The sequence below is a fragment of the Clostridium sp. genome, assembly GCF_032576335.1.
In the GTDB taxonomy this organism is placed as follows: Bacteria; Bacillota; Clostridia; order Oscillospirales; family Acutalibacteraceae; genus Faecalispora.
Window position 1 is genome coordinate 184,627 of record NZ_JAWFXC010000004.1, and the last position, 17,824, is coordinate 202,450.

General features: G+C 46.2%; 14 protein-coding genes and 1 CRISPR repeat array (1 of these 15 cut by a window edge). Of the genes, 6 read left to right on the forward strand and 8 right to left on the reverse strand.

Annotated features, from left to right (window positions below; all coding sequences use genetic code 11):
• Window positions 1–111 precede the first annotated feature (111 nt).
• From xylB to E7L17_RS06150, 8 genes are all read right to left on the reverse strand, one after another.
• Complete coding sequence (xylB, locus tag E7L17_RS06115) at window positions 112–1,644, reverse strand: xylulokinase (protein WP_316322370.1); 1,533 nt, start codon at window positions 1,642–1,644, stop codon at window positions 112–114.
• Window positions 1,645–1,707: 63 nt separating this feature from the next.
• Entirely contained in the window at window positions 1,708–3,015 is a 1,308-nt protein-coding gene (gene xylA / locus E7L17_RS06120) for a xylose isomerase (RefSeq protein ID WP_316322371.1), read from the reverse strand.
• Window positions 3,016–3,033: 18 nt separating this feature from the next.
• Window positions 3,034–4,089, reverse strand: coding sequence for an ABC transporter permease (locus E7L17_RS06125; RefSeq protein ID WP_316322372.1), 1,056 nt, complete (start codon window positions 4,087–4,089; stop codon window positions 3,034–3,036).
• Window positions 4,079–5,593 carry a sugar ABC transporter ATP-binding protein gene (locus E7L17_RS06130; protein ID WP_316322373.1) on the reverse strand — a complete coding sequence of 505 codons (1,515 nt, stop codon included), beginning with the start codon at window positions 5,591–5,593 and terminating at the stop codon, window positions 4,079–4,081. Before E7L17_RS06130 ends, E7L17_RS06125 begins: the two co-directional genes overlap by 11 nt.
• Window positions 5,594–5,682: 89 nt before the next feature.
• Window positions 5,683–6,771: a substrate-binding domain-containing protein gene (locus E7L17_RS06135; RefSeq protein WP_316322374.1), complete on the reverse strand. Its 1,089-nt coding sequence runs from the start codon at window positions 6,769–6,771 to the stop codon at window positions 5,683–5,685.
• 75 nt (window positions 6,772–6,846) lie between these two features.
• Window positions 6,847–7,995 (reverse strand): Gfo/Idh/MocA family oxidoreductase, encoded by a 1,149-nt coding sequence (locus tag E7L17_RS06140; RefSeq protein ID WP_316322375.1) that lies wholly within the window; start codon window positions 7,993–7,995, stop codon window positions 6,847–6,849.
• A gap of 20 nt (window positions 7,996–8,015) precedes the next feature.
• Window positions 8,016–9,008 carry a sugar phosphate isomerase/epimerase gene (locus tag E7L17_RS06145; RefSeq protein ID WP_316322376.1) on the reverse strand — a complete coding sequence of 331 codons (993 nt, stop codon included), beginning with the start codon at window positions 9,006–9,008 and terminating at the stop codon, window positions 8,016–8,018.
• 221 nt (window positions 9,009–9,229) lie between these two features.
• Window positions 9,230–10,228: a LacI family DNA-binding transcriptional regulator gene (locus E7L17_RS06150; RefSeq protein WP_316322377.1), complete on the reverse strand. Its 999-nt coding sequence runs from the start codon at window positions 10,226–10,228 to the stop codon at window positions 9,230–9,232.
• Window positions 10,229–10,711: 483 nt separating this feature from the next.
• Between E7L17_RS06150 and cas3 the strand changes: the two genes are divergently transcribed.
• Genes cas3 through cas2 form a run of 6 tightly spaced genes read left to right on the forward strand, consistent with a single transcriptional unit; the run spans window position 10,712 to window position 17,349 of the window.
• On the forward strand, window positions 10,712–13,123 hold the full coding sequence (gene cas3 / locus E7L17_RS06155) for a CRISPR-associated helicase Cas3' (RefSeq protein ID WP_316322378.1): 2,412 nt from the start codon (window positions 10,712–10,714) through the stop codon (window positions 13,121–13,123).
• A 13-nt stretch (window positions 13,124–13,136) separates the two neighbouring features.
• The gene (cas5c, locus tag E7L17_RS06160; RefSeq protein WP_316322379.1) at window positions 13,137–13,871 is read left to right on the forward strand and encodes a type I-C CRISPR-associated protein Cas5c; all 735 of its coding nucleotides are present in this window, start codon (window positions 13,137–13,139) and stop codon (window positions 13,869–13,871) included.
• Window positions 13,872–15,737 (forward strand): type I-C CRISPR-associated protein Cas8c/Csd1, encoded by a 1,866-nt coding sequence (gene cas8c / locus E7L17_RS06165; protein WP_316322380.1) that lies wholly within the window; start codon window positions 13,872–13,874, stop codon window positions 15,735–15,737.
• Window positions 15,737–16,591: a type I-C CRISPR-associated protein Cas7/Csd2 gene (gene cas7c, locus E7L17_RS06170; RefSeq protein ID WP_316322381.1), complete on the forward strand. Its 855-nt coding sequence runs from the start codon at window positions 15,737–15,739 to the stop codon at window positions 16,589–16,591. The genes cas8c and cas7c overlap by 1 nt, the downstream gene beginning before the upstream one ends.
• A complete protein-coding gene (gene cas1 / locus E7L17_RS06175; protein WP_410470648.1) occupies window positions 16,588–17,055 on the forward strand; it encodes a CRISPR-associated endonuclease Cas1 in 468 nt (155 codons plus the stop codon). The genes cas7c and cas1 overlap by 4 nt, the downstream gene beginning before the upstream one ends.
• 3 nt (window positions 17,056–17,058) lie before the next feature.
• Window positions 17,059–17,349, forward strand: coding sequence for a CRISPR-associated endonuclease Cas2 (gene cas2, locus E7L17_RS06180; protein ID WP_316322382.1), 291 nt, complete (start codon window positions 17,059–17,061; stop codon window positions 17,347–17,349).
• 158 nt (window positions 17,350–17,507) lie between these two features.
• Window positions 17,508–17,824: direct repeats of the CRISPR family, unit length 33 nt; unit sequence GTCGCCCCTCGCGAGAGGGGCGTGGATTGAAAT (it continues 391 nt past the right edge of the window).

The window sequence follows — 17,824 nt, forward strand, 5'->3', positions numbered from 1 at the left end:
GACTTATGATATTGTTTCTTATTAACAAAACCCGCATGGCTACGAAGCCATGCGGGTTTTATTATACTGTGCAACACAGGTTCAGGAGGAGTTCTGAATGCGTTTCTTGTCTTAAGAAAGAGACCAAAGTGTTTGGTAAGATTCTTTGAGTGCAGTGTACAGGCTGCAATACAGGTTGTAATAAGGGAGGTAACGGTTTGTATTCGCCGCAATCGGTTGCACTACGGTGTCTGGAACCACAATGGCCTCGCAGGCCTGCTCCACACTGCTGAATATGCCGGTTCCCACGCCCGCCAAAATAGCGGCACCCAATGCGGGGCCTTGGTTTGCTGCCTTTGCGGTTTGCACCGGGCACTCGTATAAATCTGCCAGCATCTGCCGCCAAAGGTGGCTTCGTCCGCCACCGCCGCAGGCCATCATATGGTTTGTGGAAATCCCCATTTCACGCAGTACATCCAAGCATTGCCGCTGAGAATAAGCGACCCCCTCCATCACAGCACGAATCAAATCTGCCCGGGTGTGCATTGCGGAAAGCCCAATAAAACTGCCGCGGGCCGTTTCATCCAGAAGAGGGGAGCGCTCACCCATTAAATAGGGCAGGAACAGCAGGCGGTTTGCGCCAATGGGAGATTGCTTGGCAAGCTCATCCATAACGGCATAGGGGTCAATGCCGCGCCGTGTGGCTTCTTCCTGCTCTGGAGTGCAGCATACATCGCGCAGCCAGCGCAGGGAAAGCCCTGCGGCAAGAGTGCAGCTCATAACCGTCCATTTGCCGGGAACGGCGGAGCAAAACGTGTGCACACGGCCTTGGGGGTCAATCGCAACCTCGTCGGCATGGGCAAAAATAACGCCTGAGGTGCCCAATGTGGTGAATGCACGGCCTGTTTTGGCCACCCCTGTACCAATGGCTGCTGCTGCGTTATCTCCTGCCCCGCCAACAACGGGTGTACCTGCGGAAAGACCGGTGAGTCGTGCCGCCTGCTCTGTGACGCTACCGGTTACATCTGCCGATTCATGTACAGAACCGAGTATTTCTTCTTTAATATCAAGAGCGTTTAGCACCTCTTTTGACCAGCAGCGGCTCGGAACATCCAATAGGTTCATGCCGGAGGCATCCGAAACCTCAGTGGAAAATGTACCGGTAAGTTTGTAACGCAGGTAATCTTTTGGTAAGAGGATATGGCGGCATTTTTCCATGAGTTCTGGCTCGTGGCGGCGCACCCAAAGGATTTTCCCTGCGGTAAAGCCGGTAAGTGCCGGGTTGGCGGTAATGGCAATCAGCCGTTCTTTGCCTATGGTTTCGGTAATTTCACGGCATTCCTCGCCGGTGCGCCCGTCACACCAGATGATGCTGTTGCGCAAGACTTCTCCGGCAGCATCCAGCATCACCAAGCCGTGCATCTGGCCGGATATACCGATTCCTGCTATCTGGTTTGATGGAATACCACTCTTTTGCAATACGGAACGAATAGTTTCTACCGCCGCATCCCACCAATCCGCGGGGTCTTGCTCCGCCCAGCCATTCTGTGGCTGGTACAGAGGGTATTCTACGGTGTGTGAGGCCACAGCATGGCCCTGCGCATCAAACAGGGCAGTTTTGGTACCGGAAGTACCAAGGTCGATTCCCAGCAAATATTGCTGCATCATTTCACTCCCATTCTGGAGACGCCGCATGAGAGTACGGGGGTCTCGTTTCAAATCTTCTTATTATGGAAAAAGAATGTGGTTAATAATTGACTCCAAATATTCCTGCCGTCCACTTTCCACTTCAAAGGAAGTAAGGGTACAGGCGTAGTCGCTCAGCTCTTCGAAAGAGGTAGTATCGGTAATAATCTTTTTGCCAATTCCCTTTTGATAACTGCGGTAGCGGTCTTTTACAAACGCTTCGAGTCTGCCATCCTCTTGCAGGGCAAGGGCTTTGCGCAAACCCAAAGCAAAGGTGTCCATTCCGGCTATATAAGCGAGCAGAATATCTTCAAAGGTATTGGAGGGGCGGCGGGTTTTTGCGTCAAAGTTTAGGCCTCCGTTTGTAAAACCACCAGCCAGCAGGACTTCCATCATGCAGAAGGTGGCATTGTAAACGTCGGTGGGGAACTGGTCCGTATCCCACCCCAGCAATAGATCGCCTTGATTTGCATCAATAGAGCCGAAAGCGTCATTTACAATTGCAGTGCGCAGCTCGTGCTGGAAGGTGTGGCCTGCCAGAGTCGCATGGTTCGCTTCCACATTCATCTTAAAATCATCGGTCAGGTTGTATTGACGAAGAAAATTCATGCAGGTGGCTACGTCAAAATCATATTGGTGCTTGGTCGGCTCCTTTGGCTTTGGTTCAAGATAAAAGTCACCAGTAAAGCCTTTGGAGCGACCATAATCGCGTGCCATGCGTAAAAAGCGAGCCATGTTGTCGAGTTCCAGCCCCATATTGGTATTCAGTAGAGTTTCGTAGCCCTCACGGCCACCCCAGAAAACATAGCCGGTTGCACCAAGCTGGATGGCAGCATCAATACAAGCTTTCACCTTGGCGGCAGCGGCGGCGAAAACATCTGCATTGCAGGAGGTTGCAGCGCCAGACATGAACTTTTTATCCCCAAAGTTATTGGCAGTTACCCAAAGGCATTTTTTGTTGTGCTTCTTTTGCAGCTCATGAATATAGTCCACCATCACACAAAAATTTTCAATGCTTTCTTTTACGTTGCCGCCCTCGGGTGCAATGTCGACATCATGAAAGCAGTAGTAGTCCATACCGAGCTTATCCATCAGCTCAAAGGCAAAATCCGCCTTTTTGCGGTAGCGCTCCATGGGGTCTGCTGTTTGAAAGCTTTTGTCCATCGTTTGCGAGCCAAACATATCAACGCCCTCTGCGTCGATGGTATGCCAATAGCTCATTGCGAATTTCAGGTGTTCCCGCATTTTTTTACCGGCAAGAACCTCATCCGGGTTATAATAGCGGAACGCAAATGGGTCGCTGGATTGCGGTGCAAAAAGCACTTTTTCAATTTCATGATACTGTTTCATAGGTATACCTCCCGGTTATTATTTTGCCTTTATTTTTTGCCGCAGCATTGGCACGACGATTTGTACCATAACAGCGAGCAGCAGAATCGAACCCTTGATGGTGTCGTTAATAAGAGCATCAAAACCGAGCGACGCAATGATTTTATCAATTATGGTATAGCTCATTGCACCAAACACAACGCCCAAAAGCTTACCCTTGCCGCCGCTCATGCTGATGCCGCCAATGACAACCGCCGCAATGGCGTACATTTCGTAGCCCTTGCCTAATGTGGCAGGGTCAACCGACCCATTCATGGCAAGCCATAAAAACGCGCTGAAGCCCGTTAGCAAACCGGTGATTACAAACACCAGCACGCGAGTTCGTTCTACATTAATGCCAGCCAGTCTCGCCGCTTTTTCATTACTACCCAGCGCAAATATGGTTTTGCCAAATTTGGTACAGGTCGAAAGAAAGACCATTAGAACGGTTACCAGAATGAGTGAAATGCCAACCACGGGAATGGTTAATATTTTTGCCTGCCCAAAGCCATAAAAGGCATCGTAATTACCAAGGGTACCATCCATATTGTAAATAGAAAGTCCCATTGTCCGCAGGTAATATTGAGCGATGGAGCGGAAGATCAGCATGGTAGCCAATGTAACGATAAAAGCGGGCATTTTTACTTTTCCAACTAGAAAACCGTTGAAGAATCCACAAATGCCGCCTGCGATAAGAGCAAAGATAAGGGTGAGGGGAATGCTGTTTGTGGCATTAAACACCACAACAGATAACCCCGCGACCAACGAGAGCATAGAGCCAACCGAAAGGTCAATTCCTCCGGTAATAATTACACAGCCCATGCCAAACGCCAGAATACCAACGACGGCAGAGTGACGTAATATGTTCATAATGCCGTTCCAAGTGGTTGCCCCTTGATTAATGAATAAGTAAGCAATTAAAATCGCCAAGAAAATCAGCACAAAGTTATAGTTCCCTATGAGTGTGCTCAATGATTTTTTCTGAGCGACTTTAGGTTTTTCGGTGATTTGATTTGCTTCATTGATTTCAATTTTTTCTAATTGTTCAACTTGCATCGCTGTTTCTCTCCTCCATAGCCCCAAGGACGTTTGTCGCATACAGCATGACACGCTCTTCGGTGATTTCTTCGCGCGGGAGAATCGCCTGAATATTACCGTGGTAGAATACGACGCATCGATCCGCTATCTTTTGAATTTCCGGAAGCTCCAACGTATTGACCAAAATAGTTTTTCCCTCGGCGGCAAGTGCCAATATCAGTTTATATATTTCTGCTTTTGCACCTACGTCAATCCCCTGCGTGGGGTTATCCATCAGCAGAATGTTAGCACGGGTGGTGAGCCAGCGGGCTAGAATCACCTTTTGCTGGTTGCCGCCCGAAAGGGAGGTTATCAAATCCTCATGGCTGTTGGCCTTAATGTTCAGCACGCCGCACATGTCGGAATACTGGCGGATCTCCGCCCGCTTTCGAATGTATTGCCGTTTTGCCGAGAGAGTGTGCTCTGAAATATAGTTGTTTTCCAGCAGAGAAAAATCTGGAATGATGGAGTTTTCTTTGCGGTTTGATGCGATCATGGCAACATGGGCTTTCATTGCCCGGTGAATGTGATTTTTTTGAATCACTTCGCCCTCTACGCGCAGTACGCCGTTTGTTATGGGTCGCACACCAAACACCGCCTGCATCATTTCACTTACGCCGGCTCCTTTCAGGCCGGTAAGACCCAAAATTTCGCCTCGGCGTACACTCAGGCTGATGTTGTGAAATCCCTCGCCACAGAGGTTTTCTAGCTCGAGCACCGGCTCGCCCAACTCGCGGCTTTCATAAACCGAAGATTCCGAATAACTGTTTCCCACCATCAGTCGTGTAACCTCTTCGGGGGTGGTTTCACATATTAGTCCGCATTTTATAAAATTACCGTTGCGCAGTACCGTGTAGCGGTCTGCAATGGTGAATATTTCATTCATTTTGTGAGAGATAAAGATAAACGATTTACCAGATTGCTTGAGCTTTCGCACCAGTGTGAACAGGTGTTCAATTTCGTTGTTGTTCAGTGCGGTGGTTGGTTCATCCAAAATCAAAAGCTCCGCATTTGCAAACAGTGCCTTGGCAATCTCAAGCATCTGCTTTTTGCTCGGCTCTAAATCAGAAACAGATGCGGTAGGGTCAATATCAACCCCCAAAGAGTCGAATAGCTCCAGTGCTTTTTGAATCATAGTTTTTTTATCCAGTGTGCCAAGTTTGGTTAGCAGTTCTTTGCGTAAAAAAATATTTTCATACACCTTTAGGTCGTTAAACAAATTCAGTTCTTGGTGAACGAAGGCAATGCCGGCGCTTTCTGAGATTTTAACAGTGGTGTTTTCCAGTTCTTTTCCGTTAAACTCCACTGTGCCGGAATCACGAAGATGAACGCCTGCTAGAATGTTCATCAGGGTAGATTTCCCGGCGCCGTTCTCCCCCAGCAGTGCGTGAACTTCAGCCGGCTGTACCGTAAAATCCACATGGTTAAGCACCGTTACGCCGAAAAAAGCCTTCGATATATTGGTCATTTTAAGCATGCACATGACTTGATCCCCTTTGATGCAGCGGGGGTACCGTCTCTTACCGAGGGCTGCTCGGTAAGAGACGGAGCCCAATCTGCTAACTGCTTTGCTTACTTTGAAACTGCGTCGCCAAAGCCCTGGAAGTCTTTGGCATTGCTAGAGTCCACAACATGAACCGGTACAACGTGAGTTGCATCCACCTTCTTGCCGTCAAGGTGGTCAACCATATCCTGTGCGGCAATTTGAATCATAGCGGGGTCGTAAGTAACGGAGAATAAATCACCAAGGCTTGCAAATTCTTTGGAGTAGTCTTTCTGGTGGATGTTTTTCATTACACTGTAAATTTCGTTGAGACCAGAGGAGGAGCTTAGATGCACGCCGGAGGAGAGGAACTTACTTTTCTTGGCAGCATCAATGTCAGAGCTTTTCAGTGCTTCTAAAATACCCATTGCAATTTCATCATCGTGGGTAAAAATCCATTTGTATTCGCCAATGGTATCGAGTGTATTGGAATCGAGCCATTCGGTGAATAGCTTTTTGCCTTCGCTGCGGCTCCAGCCGGTGTAAGCAGTGGATTTAATCTCTTTGATTTGTGCGTCCGTCCAGCCTTTTTCTTTCAAAGCGCCAAAGAAGCCGTTGTTGCGCATTTCGGGAACGGAGGAGTTGTCGCCAGGCATAATCAAAATTTTGTCGCCGGGTTTCATTCCGTCTTTCATAAAGCGCTCCGCAGTGGCCTTGCCAATGCCCTCGTTGTCGCCTTTTACAGAAGAAACGGCTTTGTCGGCAACGGAATCGATAATACGGTCAAACATAACAAATGGAATGTTACTGCTCGCCAGCTTTTTCATAGCGGCTTCGAGTGTATTATCCTGTGGGAGGATAACGGCATTTTTGGCGGTAGCATTTTCAATTAAATCTTCTACTTGCGAAATTTGGTCGGTAGCGTTGGTTGAGGTAATCACCTTTGCGGTGTATTTTCCTCCGGCATTGATTTCAGCGGCTTTTTTCTCTGCGTAGCTCATAACCGCACCCGTCCAGCCGTGGTCGGCGTTAGGAACGAGAATGGCGATGTCTGTTACGCCGCTGGATTTGGGTGTGGAGGCGCCGTTTTGCGAGGAAGTGTTGGCTGCTTGCCCGCCGCAGCCGGCGAACGAGAGTAACATGGAAGATGCGAGTACCATTGCAAGGACCTTTTTCATTTCTTTTTCCTCCTTCATATTTGTTCACCCGTGGGAGGTTTCCCTAAACTGAAACACCCCGGGTTCGCAACAATGCTAAAGTGTAACCCACGCAGAATCTTTTGCGGCACTCTCAATCACCGCATGCACAAATTTAATGCCATTTAGACCATCTTCGGCAGTTGGAAAATCAAATTCACAGGGTGCAATAGCGGCGCCGCTTTTCCGCTTTATGATTGCGCTTGCAACGTTTTTATAAATGTTTGCAAAGGCAATGATAAGCCCCTCGGGGTGGCCAGAGGGAATGCGGCTGTATGCTCCAGCGGCTTCGGTAATATAACCTGTACCGCGAGACAATAGCTGGGTTGGTTTGCCCTTGGGTGTGTACTTTACATAATCTGGGAATTGCTGTTCCCATTCCAACGAACCTTCACTGCCGTAAATACGAACACAAAGACCATTTAGCTTACCGGCTGCAATCTGCGAACACCAGTAGGCGCCATTTACACCGTTCTCGTACTCCACTAGCATGTTGGCGTTCAGGTCAAGTGGTTTGCCATAACGATTGACCGTAGCGGCAAGTCGTTTTAAGTGCAGCCCGGTTAGGTAATGCACCGTGTTCTCAATGTGCGTGCCAATGTCTCCCACACAGTTTGCAATGCCGGAAAACTCCGGATTTGTGCGCCATACAGAAAGCTTTGCGGTTCCCTCGTTGGGTGTACCCAATTCGTCAATCAGCCATTCCTGCACGTATTCGGCGTTTACGGCTGCAATATTGCCGATTTTGCCCTCAGCAATCATTTCGCGCATCACTTTTACCATGGTGTAGCCGGAGTAGGTATACGTTACAGCAAAAAATAGGTTTTTCTCTTTGCTCAGGCGAACCAGTTCTTCGGCTTCTTGCACCGTAAAGCAGAGGGGTTTTTCGCAGACTACGTGAATGCCATGCTCTAAAAAACACTTTGCCACTGCATAATGGGTGTGATTGGGGGTAGTGATACTCACAAAATCAATTCCATCATCTCGCTGGCTTTCTGCTTTCGCCATTTCTTCGAAAGAAACATAGACTCGTTCGCTCTCTAAAGAATACGTTTCACCAGTAAACTGATTTTTCTCTTTGTCCGTTGAAAAACAACCGGCAACAAGCTGTACGCGGGGGTCAAAGGCGATTGCCTTGCGGTGCACCTCACCAATGAATGCGTCCATACTGCCACCTACCATACCATATCGTACCTGTACTGCCACAGTGATTGACCTCCTTTGTATTAGTTCGCAATTGCATCGTCAAATTTCACGTTTGAGGGTTTAAAATCTACCTTGCGGACGAAAGCGGCGGCTTCGGTTGCACCGTCAATGCGGTCCATCCCGCTGTCTTCCCACTCAACAGAGAGGGGACCGTCGTATCCACCGGCGTTTAGAACACGAATGATTTCTTCAAAGTTTACGTCGCCATGCCCGAGTGAGCGGAAGTTCCAGCCGCGGCGCAAATCGCCAAAGTCAATGTGAGAGCCCAAAAGCCCGCTTCGTCCATCCAGAGTGACAGCGGCGTCTTTCATATGTACATGGTAAACACGATCCATAAAGTCCATAAGGAACAGATGTGGCTCAATGCCCTGCCAAATCAGGTGGCTGGGGTCAAAGTTTAGTCCGAATTCCGGCCAGTCACTGAATTTGCGGAGCAGCTTCTGGGTGCTGTAATAATCAAAGGCAATTTCGCCCGGGTGAACCTCTAACGCAAACTTGACACCGTTTTTGCGGAATTCTTCTAAGATGGGAACCCAAAGGCGAACAATTTCGTCAAAGCCATCTTCGACCATCTTTTCAGTTGTCTGCGGGAAAGAGTACATCCACTTCCAAATAGGGGAGCCCGTAAAGCCGGTTACAACAGAGCAGCCCATTTTACGCGCAACCACAGCGGATTTTTTCATGGTTTCGATTCCCCACGCACGAATGGCTTCGGATTGGTCTGCCAGTGCGGAGGGAGCAAAGTTGTTGAGTCTGGAGTCTGGTGCATCGCCAACGCATTGCCCAATGATGTGTGTTGCCAGTGCCCGGCAGATTAAATTGTTTTTTTTCAGCGTGTCGAGCAGGTACTGTACATAGCCGTCGTCTTCATAGGCTTTGTCTAGGTCAATGCCGTTGCCCCAGCATGCAATCTCTAGGCCGTCGTACCCCATTTGAGCTGCAAGCACACACAGCTCATCAAAAGGAATGTCGGCCCACTGACATGTGCAGAGTGTTACCGGTCTTGTTGCCATCGTTTTCTTCCTCCAGTCTGATTCTAAATAGATGTTGTATAAAAACGTTTTTCTACATAAGAAAAACGTTCGTCAACCGAAAAAAGGGTATAAGAAAAAGACCGATCGAAAAGTCTGATTTTCGATTGGAATATGAGGGTGCGCCAACGAATGTTGCCTTGCTGCTGTTGGAAAAGCAGCTCCAACACAGCAAAGGGAAAAGAAAAAGATAAAGCGCCTGTTTACTTGGAGTGTTTTAGTTTAATCTGGTTTTCGGTGTAGCAAAAGGGGTCACGCGGAACTTTTTTGTTTGTTAAAAAATCATGCAAAATGCGTACCGAATTTTCCCCTTGCGCAAATGGCTGTTGTGTTACGGTAGCGCAAACAATGCCTTGTTTTAAATAGTCGCGAACAGGTTCAGTTTCATCCACCGTTAGAATCGGTAATTGTTTGCCGCTCTCGATGATTGCTTTTATGCCGCCGGCAATTCCGGCTGCTCCAAAATAGATTAAATCTGGTGTGTTCTTTGATAAGTACTCTTTTACAAGCTGGTACGAAACCTGATCGTCATCTTGGTTTTCGAGCTTCGCCACAATGTGAAGCTTTGGGTTTTCGAGGATGCTGTCTTCAAAGCCGTCCACTCGCTGCTTATGACCGCTAATGTCAAAATTACCGATTACAACTGCTATGTTACCGCCTTGGCTTAAAATCAAGCGCGCCATATCACCGGTAATTCGGCCGTTGTTATAATAATCGCAGCCGACAAAGGCCAGTTTATTTATATCAATATCGGTATTTAGTGTAACAATGGGAATTGTAAGCTGTTCTAGCCGCTCTTTAACGGAAGAGACGTTAATGGGTGTGATAATCAGCCCGTCAATATCTTGCTTTATGAGCTCCTCTACGGCTTTAATTTGTTCGGTAGCGCTGTACCCTTTAATGTGCTGTACCGCAAGCTCTAAGCCATGGCTTTTCAGTTTTTTGGCTCTACTGTTGATTCCTGCAAGAACATCATTAAAAAAAGGATTTCCTACGGAATGTATGACAACCCCTATGCGAGTATGCTTACGTGAGTTAATAAGTGCACGTGCAAGCGGATTGGGCTGGTAATTTTCTTTTGCGATTATTTCGCGTATTTTATTTTCAAGCTCTGGGCTTACATTACCGCGCCCGTTAAGCACGCGGTCTACGGTTCCTCTGCTGGTTCCGGCCCGTTCTGCAATTTCTCGAATCGTCAACACGATGGGGCCTCCTAAAATAGAATCTATTGAATTGTGTTCGAGCACAGAAACAACAAAAAAGAAAAAGCACATTTTGTGCTCGAGCACACAGTTATAATAGCTAACAATTTACAGGAAGTCAATAGAAATATGTGTGATTTGTAATGTCTATTTTGTAATAAATAAGAAGTTATAGTAGAAAAACTTAGTAGTGGCGCATGTTTTAGCGATTTAAAGCTTCGCTATTTTTTATTTTTTAGACCTCATGGTTTCAGTGAAATACAGATGTTTCATGTTTGCAATAATTTGAATTATTTTACTGTGCAGTATGTTTATAAATTGTAATTTTACTTCTGCTATTTAGTTGATTTTTTACCATATACAGGGTAGAATAAAAAATATGTAATAATATGGTATATCGTGTCAAATAAATATCAGCGTAAATAGATAATACTTGGTTTAAAGAATAAAATATTCATTCTACAATTAGGAAGGAAGGGGTTTATGGAAACTTATCTGGCTCATATTACAGAGGAAAATGGTGTAAAAGTAGAGCAGAGCGTAGCGGAGCATTCCTTCCATGTAGCAGATTATGCTGCCGAAAAGCTGAAGGGAATCGGGCTCTTTCACACGGCATATCTGGCGGGTCTTTTGCACGACATGGGAAAATGCACCGCAAAATACCAACAGTACCTCACAAAAGCGGCGGCTGGGGAAGAGGTGGTACGCGGCAGTGTGAATCACACCTTTTGCGGTTGCATTTATTTGCTGCAAAAATACCATGTTGGTAAGCCGCAGGGAATGGGTACGGTTACCTGCGAACTGCTGGTGTATGCCATCGGGGCCCACCATGGCCAATTTGACTGTGTAACATTGCAAAACACCAGTGGATATGAACATCGATTACAAAAGGATCCTGCTGAAATTGGGTATGAGGAGGCAGTAAGCGCCTTTCTGCAAGAATGCGTATCCGCAGAAGAAATTGACCGGTTATTTTTATTGGCACAGCAGGAAGTAACGGAACTGTTTGAACAGATTCGAACCCGTTTCAATAAAAAAAGGACACAGGTCTGCTTTGCAATGGGACTCGCAGCTCGCATGCTATTGTCGGCGGTCATTGACGGTGACCGAAGAGATACGGCGGAGTTTATGTCTGGTGAGTCACTGAATTATCACAGAGGCACCAATGAATTTTGGTCGCAACAGATTGCTTATTTTGAAGAGAAAATTCTGCACTATGACTCTCAAACGCCAATCAATATGGCTAGAAGCAGCTTTTCAGACCAATGCCGTGGGTTTGCAAGGCAGCATGGTGGCGGAATTTATCGCTTAACATTGCCAACCGGGGGCGGAAAAACGCTATCTTCTCTGCGATATACGCTTCACCATGCAAAACAGTTTGACAAAAAGCGAATCCTGTTTGTAATTCCTCTACTAAGTGTTTTAGAGCAGAACAGTGCTGTTATTCGGGACTACATACAAGACAAAGGCAGCCTAACGGAGCACCACTCCAATGTGGTGAATCTGTTTGAAAGATCGGATGAACTAAACCAGTACCAGCTATTAACGGAAACATGGGAATCTCCCATCGTGATTACGACGCTGGTACAGTTTTTAAATACCCTTTTTTCCAACAAAACAACTGCGGTGCGTCGGATGAGCGCTTTATCGGAATCGGTAATCGTGATAGACGAGGTGCAGTCACTGCCCAAAAGAGCAATGAATTTGTTTACAATGGCACTGAATTTCTTAGCCTACAGCTGTGGTGCAACCGTAGTATTATCCTCTGCAACCACTCCTTGCTTTGAAGAAACAGAATATCCTCTTCTTTATACAAGTCCAACGGAAATCGTGCCGTATCAGAAAGATCTTTTTGAGGTGTTTAAGCGCACTGAAATTATTGATAAAACTTCACCCTATGGTATGGCGGTTGAAGAGTTAGCCGATTTTTCAGCAGAGATATTAGGGCAGTTGTCTTCTTTATTGCTTATTTGCAATACCAAGGAAAGCGCATTTCGTCTGTATACAGAGCTTTGTAATCGGCTTAAAAACTGCACGGTGTTTCATCTATCCACAGCCATGTGTATGGCGCACCGAACCGATACCCTAAAAAGAATCAATGCTGCATTAAAAAAACGACTAAAAATAGTCTGCGTATCAACTCAGCTTGTGGAGGCCGGAGTGGACTTTTCGTTTGAAAGCGTCATCCGTGTTGCGGCGGGTATTGATAATATTGCGCAGGCCGCAGGGCGCTGTAACCGCAGTAACGATTTTGGTGGCATACGCCCTGTATATATTGTGAATTTAAAACAAGATACCGAGAAGCTGCAAATGCTGCAAGAGATTGCGGCAGCGCAGCGGTGTGCAATGCAGGTATTGCAGCGGTTTGCAGAAAACCCAGAAAAATTTGAGCAAGATTTGCTCAGTGAAAAGAGTATTTTGGAGTATTATCAGTTCCTATTTAATGATGCAGATATTCGGGGAAAGTTTGGTTTCCCGCAGAAACTAGAGGATGGCACAAGCGAGAATTTATTTGACCTACTTTCGGCAAACGAGTGCCATACCCAACGGCCGGAATATAAGGGCAAGTATTTTATGAATCAGGCTTTTTTAACCGCAGGGAGTTTGTTTAAAGTGTTTGATGAAAACACAACCGATGTTATCGTGCCCTATAACGACGAGACAAAAGGGCTGATTGCAGACCTGTTTTCTCAAAAATCTGCCTACAGCAGTGCTTTTTTAAGGCGATGTATTGAGAAGGCAAAGCCCTATACTATCCAAATATTTAGCTACCAAAATCAAAAGCTGAGAGAGTACGGTATGCTTTCAGACACGTACGACGGCCATTTTACGGCTTTAAATGAGCAATGCTACCACAACAAAACAGGCCTTGTAATAGAGAACTTTATTTTTTAAGGAGGGAATTTGGGTGCAGTATAAAAATAGTGTGGAGTTTGAAGTCTTTGGAAAGTACGCCCTGTTTTCAGACCCCATTACCCGCGTGGGAGGAGAAAAATTTACATATCAGGTGCCTACCTATGAGGCGCTGAAAGGTGTAATGCAAAGCGTTTTTTGGAAACCAACTTTCATTTGGGTCATTGATTCGGTACGGGTTATGAACCAGATTCAAACCGAGACAAAGGGAATTCGGCCCATTAAGTACCAGCATGGCCCCAACGAAACCGCCAACGATTTATCGTATTACACGTACTTAAAGGATTGCCGTTATCAGGTTAGGGCGCATTTTATTTGGAACGAAAATAGGCCGGAGCTGGAGGGAGACCGCAACGAGAATAAACACCACAACATCGCAAAGCGAATGATTGAGCGTGGCGGTCGGCGAGATATTTTTTTGGGTACACGGGAGTGCCAGGCGTATGTAGTGCCTTGTGTTTTCGGTGAGGGAGGCTCGTTTTACGACGATACCCCACAGCTTGATTTTGGCCTAATGTACCATGGAATCACCTATGCAGACGAAGCCTATTCCGAACAAACGAAAGGAAAGCTCACGGTGCGGCTGTGGCGTCCGGTTATGAAGAATGGTGTGATCCATTTTCTTACTCCGCAGGAATGCCCTCAGCAACGCCCCATTCGGGAAATGACAATAAAACCCTTTGGCACGGAAGAAAAGAACTTTACTCCGATAGAATCTGAGGTGGTTTAAATGGCATGGATGAATACGCTATATAAGACCTATGAATCAAACAAAGCAATGGCAGGCAAGCCAACAGAGGGGGTACCGCTTTCTTTAGTAGCCCATATGACGGCGAACGCACAAATTGAAATATGGATTAATCTGGATGGGGAATTTTGCGGTGTTTCTTCCGTCCCCAAAGAGAATTCCAAAACCATCATTCCGGTGACGGAAAGCTCTGCATCACGCTCCAGTGGTGTCGCTCCATATGCACTGTGCGATATGCTCCCTTATGTTGCGGGGGATTTTGGGGAGTATATATCTTCACCCAAAGAGAAAAAGAAAGCAGAAGAAAAATTTGAGAAGTATCTTGCCGCCCTCAAAGATTGGGCAGATTCTCCCTTTTCGCACCCCAAAGTAAAGGCAGTTTACGCCTATGCTGCAAAACGGCAGATGACCCACGATCTAATCCAGTCAAAGCTTCTGGAGGCCGAGAATGGGGAACTGTTGAATAAAAAAATTAGCGGAAGTGTATATGAAAAAGCACTGGTACGCTTTCGCGTAATTGGTACCCAGCCAGACGCAGTATGGCAGGATGAATCGCTGTTTCAAAGCTATATCAAATTTTATGCTTCTTCTCAGTCGGGTGAGAGGGACATTTGCTATGTGACCGGTGAAACCGATGTTATTTCTGTTAATCACCCCAAGGGGATTGTGGCTGCAAACTATGGCGCAAAGCTGATTTCCTCCAACGACAAAACCAATTATACCTTTCGCGGACGGTTTGTTACTTCTGGTGATGCGTGTGCCGTTGGGTATGAGGCAACTCAAAAAGCACATAGCGCATTAACGTGGCTTGCCGCGCGACAAGGGGTAACGGCAGGCACGCAAAATAAGCGAACCTATATTTGTTGGAATCCAAATGGGAAAAAAGTGATGGACTTAGAAGACCCCTTCGGTCTTGTGGATGATGATAAGCCATGTTCATATACCGAAGAAGAGTATCAAAATTGCCTGATTCAAACCTTGCAGGGTTACCGAAATTTACTCGACAATAACGACGATATTGTGGTAATTGCGCTGGATGCCGCAACAACCGGGCGGCTTTCCGTTACCTATTATAACGAGCTGAAAGGCTCCGATTATTACGACAGGATTGCAGATTGGTACAGCACTTGCCGTTGGTTCTTTACTCGATTTACAAATGAGAAAAAGCCCTATATCGAAGTGATGACTCCGCTAAGGCGGCAAATTGTACGGTGTGCGTTTGGCACAGAGCAAGGAAGCTTTTTAGAAACAAGTGATGAGGTGATGAAAGAACAGTCACAGCGCATTTTACACTGCATGGTAGACAGGCAGCCACTGCCGAGAGATATTGTGCATGCGGCAGTTCGCCGTGCGTCAACACCGCTGGCCTATTCTGCCGGTAACCGAGAGCGAATTCTTTCCACAGCCTGTGCGCTGGTTGCAAAATATCATCATGATAAATACGAAGGAGTGAATTACATGGCAATTGATTATGAGAATACAGACCGAAGCTATCTATTTGGGCGATTGCTTGCCGTGCTGGAACAAGCGGAGCACAGCACGTTTTCCGCGGGAGAAACACGAGATACCAATGCAATCCGTTTGCAAAGTGCGTTTGTGAACCATCCGATGAGTACGTGGCAGATACTCGAGGAAAAACTCAACCCTTATTTTCAGCGCATGACCCCCGGCTCCAGGTATTTTTATAAAGAATTAATTTCGAGTATAACGGAGAAGATTTCAGAATCCGGAACGGAACAGCTGAACCGTCCTCTTAGCGAATTGTATTTAATCGGTTACTATCTGCAGCGTGCAGAATTTAAAAAATACAAAATAAAAGAGAACAGCAATCATAAGGAGGAAGAATAATGAACATGCTTGAGAACAAAATCGATTTTGTTGCACTCATTTCCGTAACAAACGCAAACCCCAATGGTGACCCCTTGAATGGCAATCGCCCTCGTACCACTTATACCGGCCATGGTGAAATTTCGGATGTTTGCATTAAACGCAAAATTCGCAACCGATTGCAAGACATGGGAAAAGCGATTTTCGTACAGTCAGACGAACGCCGGGACGACAGTTTCGGCAGTTTGAGTGAACGTGCCAGCCAAACAATTACTACATACGCTACAAAGGATGATTATGCCGCGCAGGCATGCAGCCAATGGTTCGACGTTAGAGCCTTTGGGCAAGTGTTTGCCTATAAAAAGAGCAAGGAGAAAGATGGTGTTTCTGTTGGCGTTCGCGGCCCGGTTTCTGTTCATCAGGCAGTGAGTATTTCTCCAGTAGACATTAATAGCATGCAGATTACCAAGAGTGTAAATAGTGAGCCAACGGAAGACGGCAAAAAAAGCTCAGACACCATGGGCTCAAAGCACATGGTGGAGTTCGGGCTTTACCAAATCAAGGGTGCCATCAACGTACAATTGGCGGAGAAAACAGGTTTTACGCAGGAAGATGCGGATGCCATTAAAGAATGCCTGCGTACCCTGTTTATTAATGACACCTCTTCCGCAAGGCCAGACGGCAGCATGGAGGTAGTTCGTCTGTTCTGGTGGCAGCATAACAATAAGATTGGCCAGTATTCCTCTGCAAAAGTGCACAACACCGTGCAGGTTACGCTCAAAGAGGGGGTTGCTTCTGCCCAAAGCGCAGAGGATTATGAAATTACGCTACTACCACTAGAGGGTCTTGAGGCTGAAATTATTGACGGTATATGAAAAGCTACGAAGAAGATGATTTTCTGATGCTGTCGGGTATTCAGCATTTTGCATTCTCTTACAGCCTGCTGACGTCTATGTGTGTTAGTGCATTGGAGGCTGTTGGATTTGATGCGTATGCTGGTGTTTATCATACGGAAAGACCGGGCAGGTGTTCCCTTGCGCTGGATTTGCTTGAAGAGTTCCGAGCACCCTTTGCGGATCGCTTTGTGCTGACAAGTATCAATAAAAGGAGCATTTGCGATAAAGACTTTCTGGTGAAAGAAAATGGAGGTATTATATTAACGGAAGAGGGACGCAAGAAATTCTTATCCCTTTGGCAGCAGAAAAAGAAAGAAGAAATTGTCCATCCGTTTTTACAGGAGAAAGTGGAGTGGGGATTACTGCCCTACGTACAAGCAATGCTTTTAGCTAAATACATTCGCGGAGATATTGACGAATATCCGCCGTTTCTTTGGAGGTAGATGATGCTTGTACTTATCACCTACGATGTAAATACAGAAGATGCCAAAGGGAGTAAGCGACTGCGTAAAATTGCTAAAATCTGTGTAAATTATGGTCAGCGCGTACAAAATTCGGTATTTGAGTGCCTACTGTCTCCTGCGGAATTAAGCATTGTAAAGAGCCAATTACTTACGGTTATGGATGAAAAGAAAGATAGTTTGCGTATTTATCATCTGGGGAATAATTATAAAAGTCGAATTGAACATTATGGAGCAAAGCAAACTTATAGCCCGGAGGATTTAATGGTGTTTTAACGCGAATCGTAAGCTCCCATGTTATTACGGGGGGATTCGCACAAGATTTTTTGATTAATACAACAATTTTACGTTTTAAATATATAGTTCACAACTTGATTGTGTGCGAGTCTACTAAATTTGTTCTAAATAATTTCCATGGGTTTGTTTGTTTTGCAGTCGCCCCTCGCGAGAGGGGCGTGGATTGAAATGCTAATGTCAAGATTTTCAAATCCTTGTTTAGTAGGTCGCCCCTCGCGAGAGGGGCGTGGATTGAAATCGGCAGCTACATTAATTGTAAAATCGGTGGAGGTTGTCGCCCCTCGCGAGAGGGGCGTGGATTGAAATATACTCATATACCTCTGCCAATCGGTACACCCCTGTCGCCCCTCGCGAGAGGGGCGTGGATTGAAATAAGTTTACTCATGTAAAACTGCTTGGTTTCATCATGTCGCCCCTCGCGAGAGGGGCGTGGATTGAAATATACCGCATATCA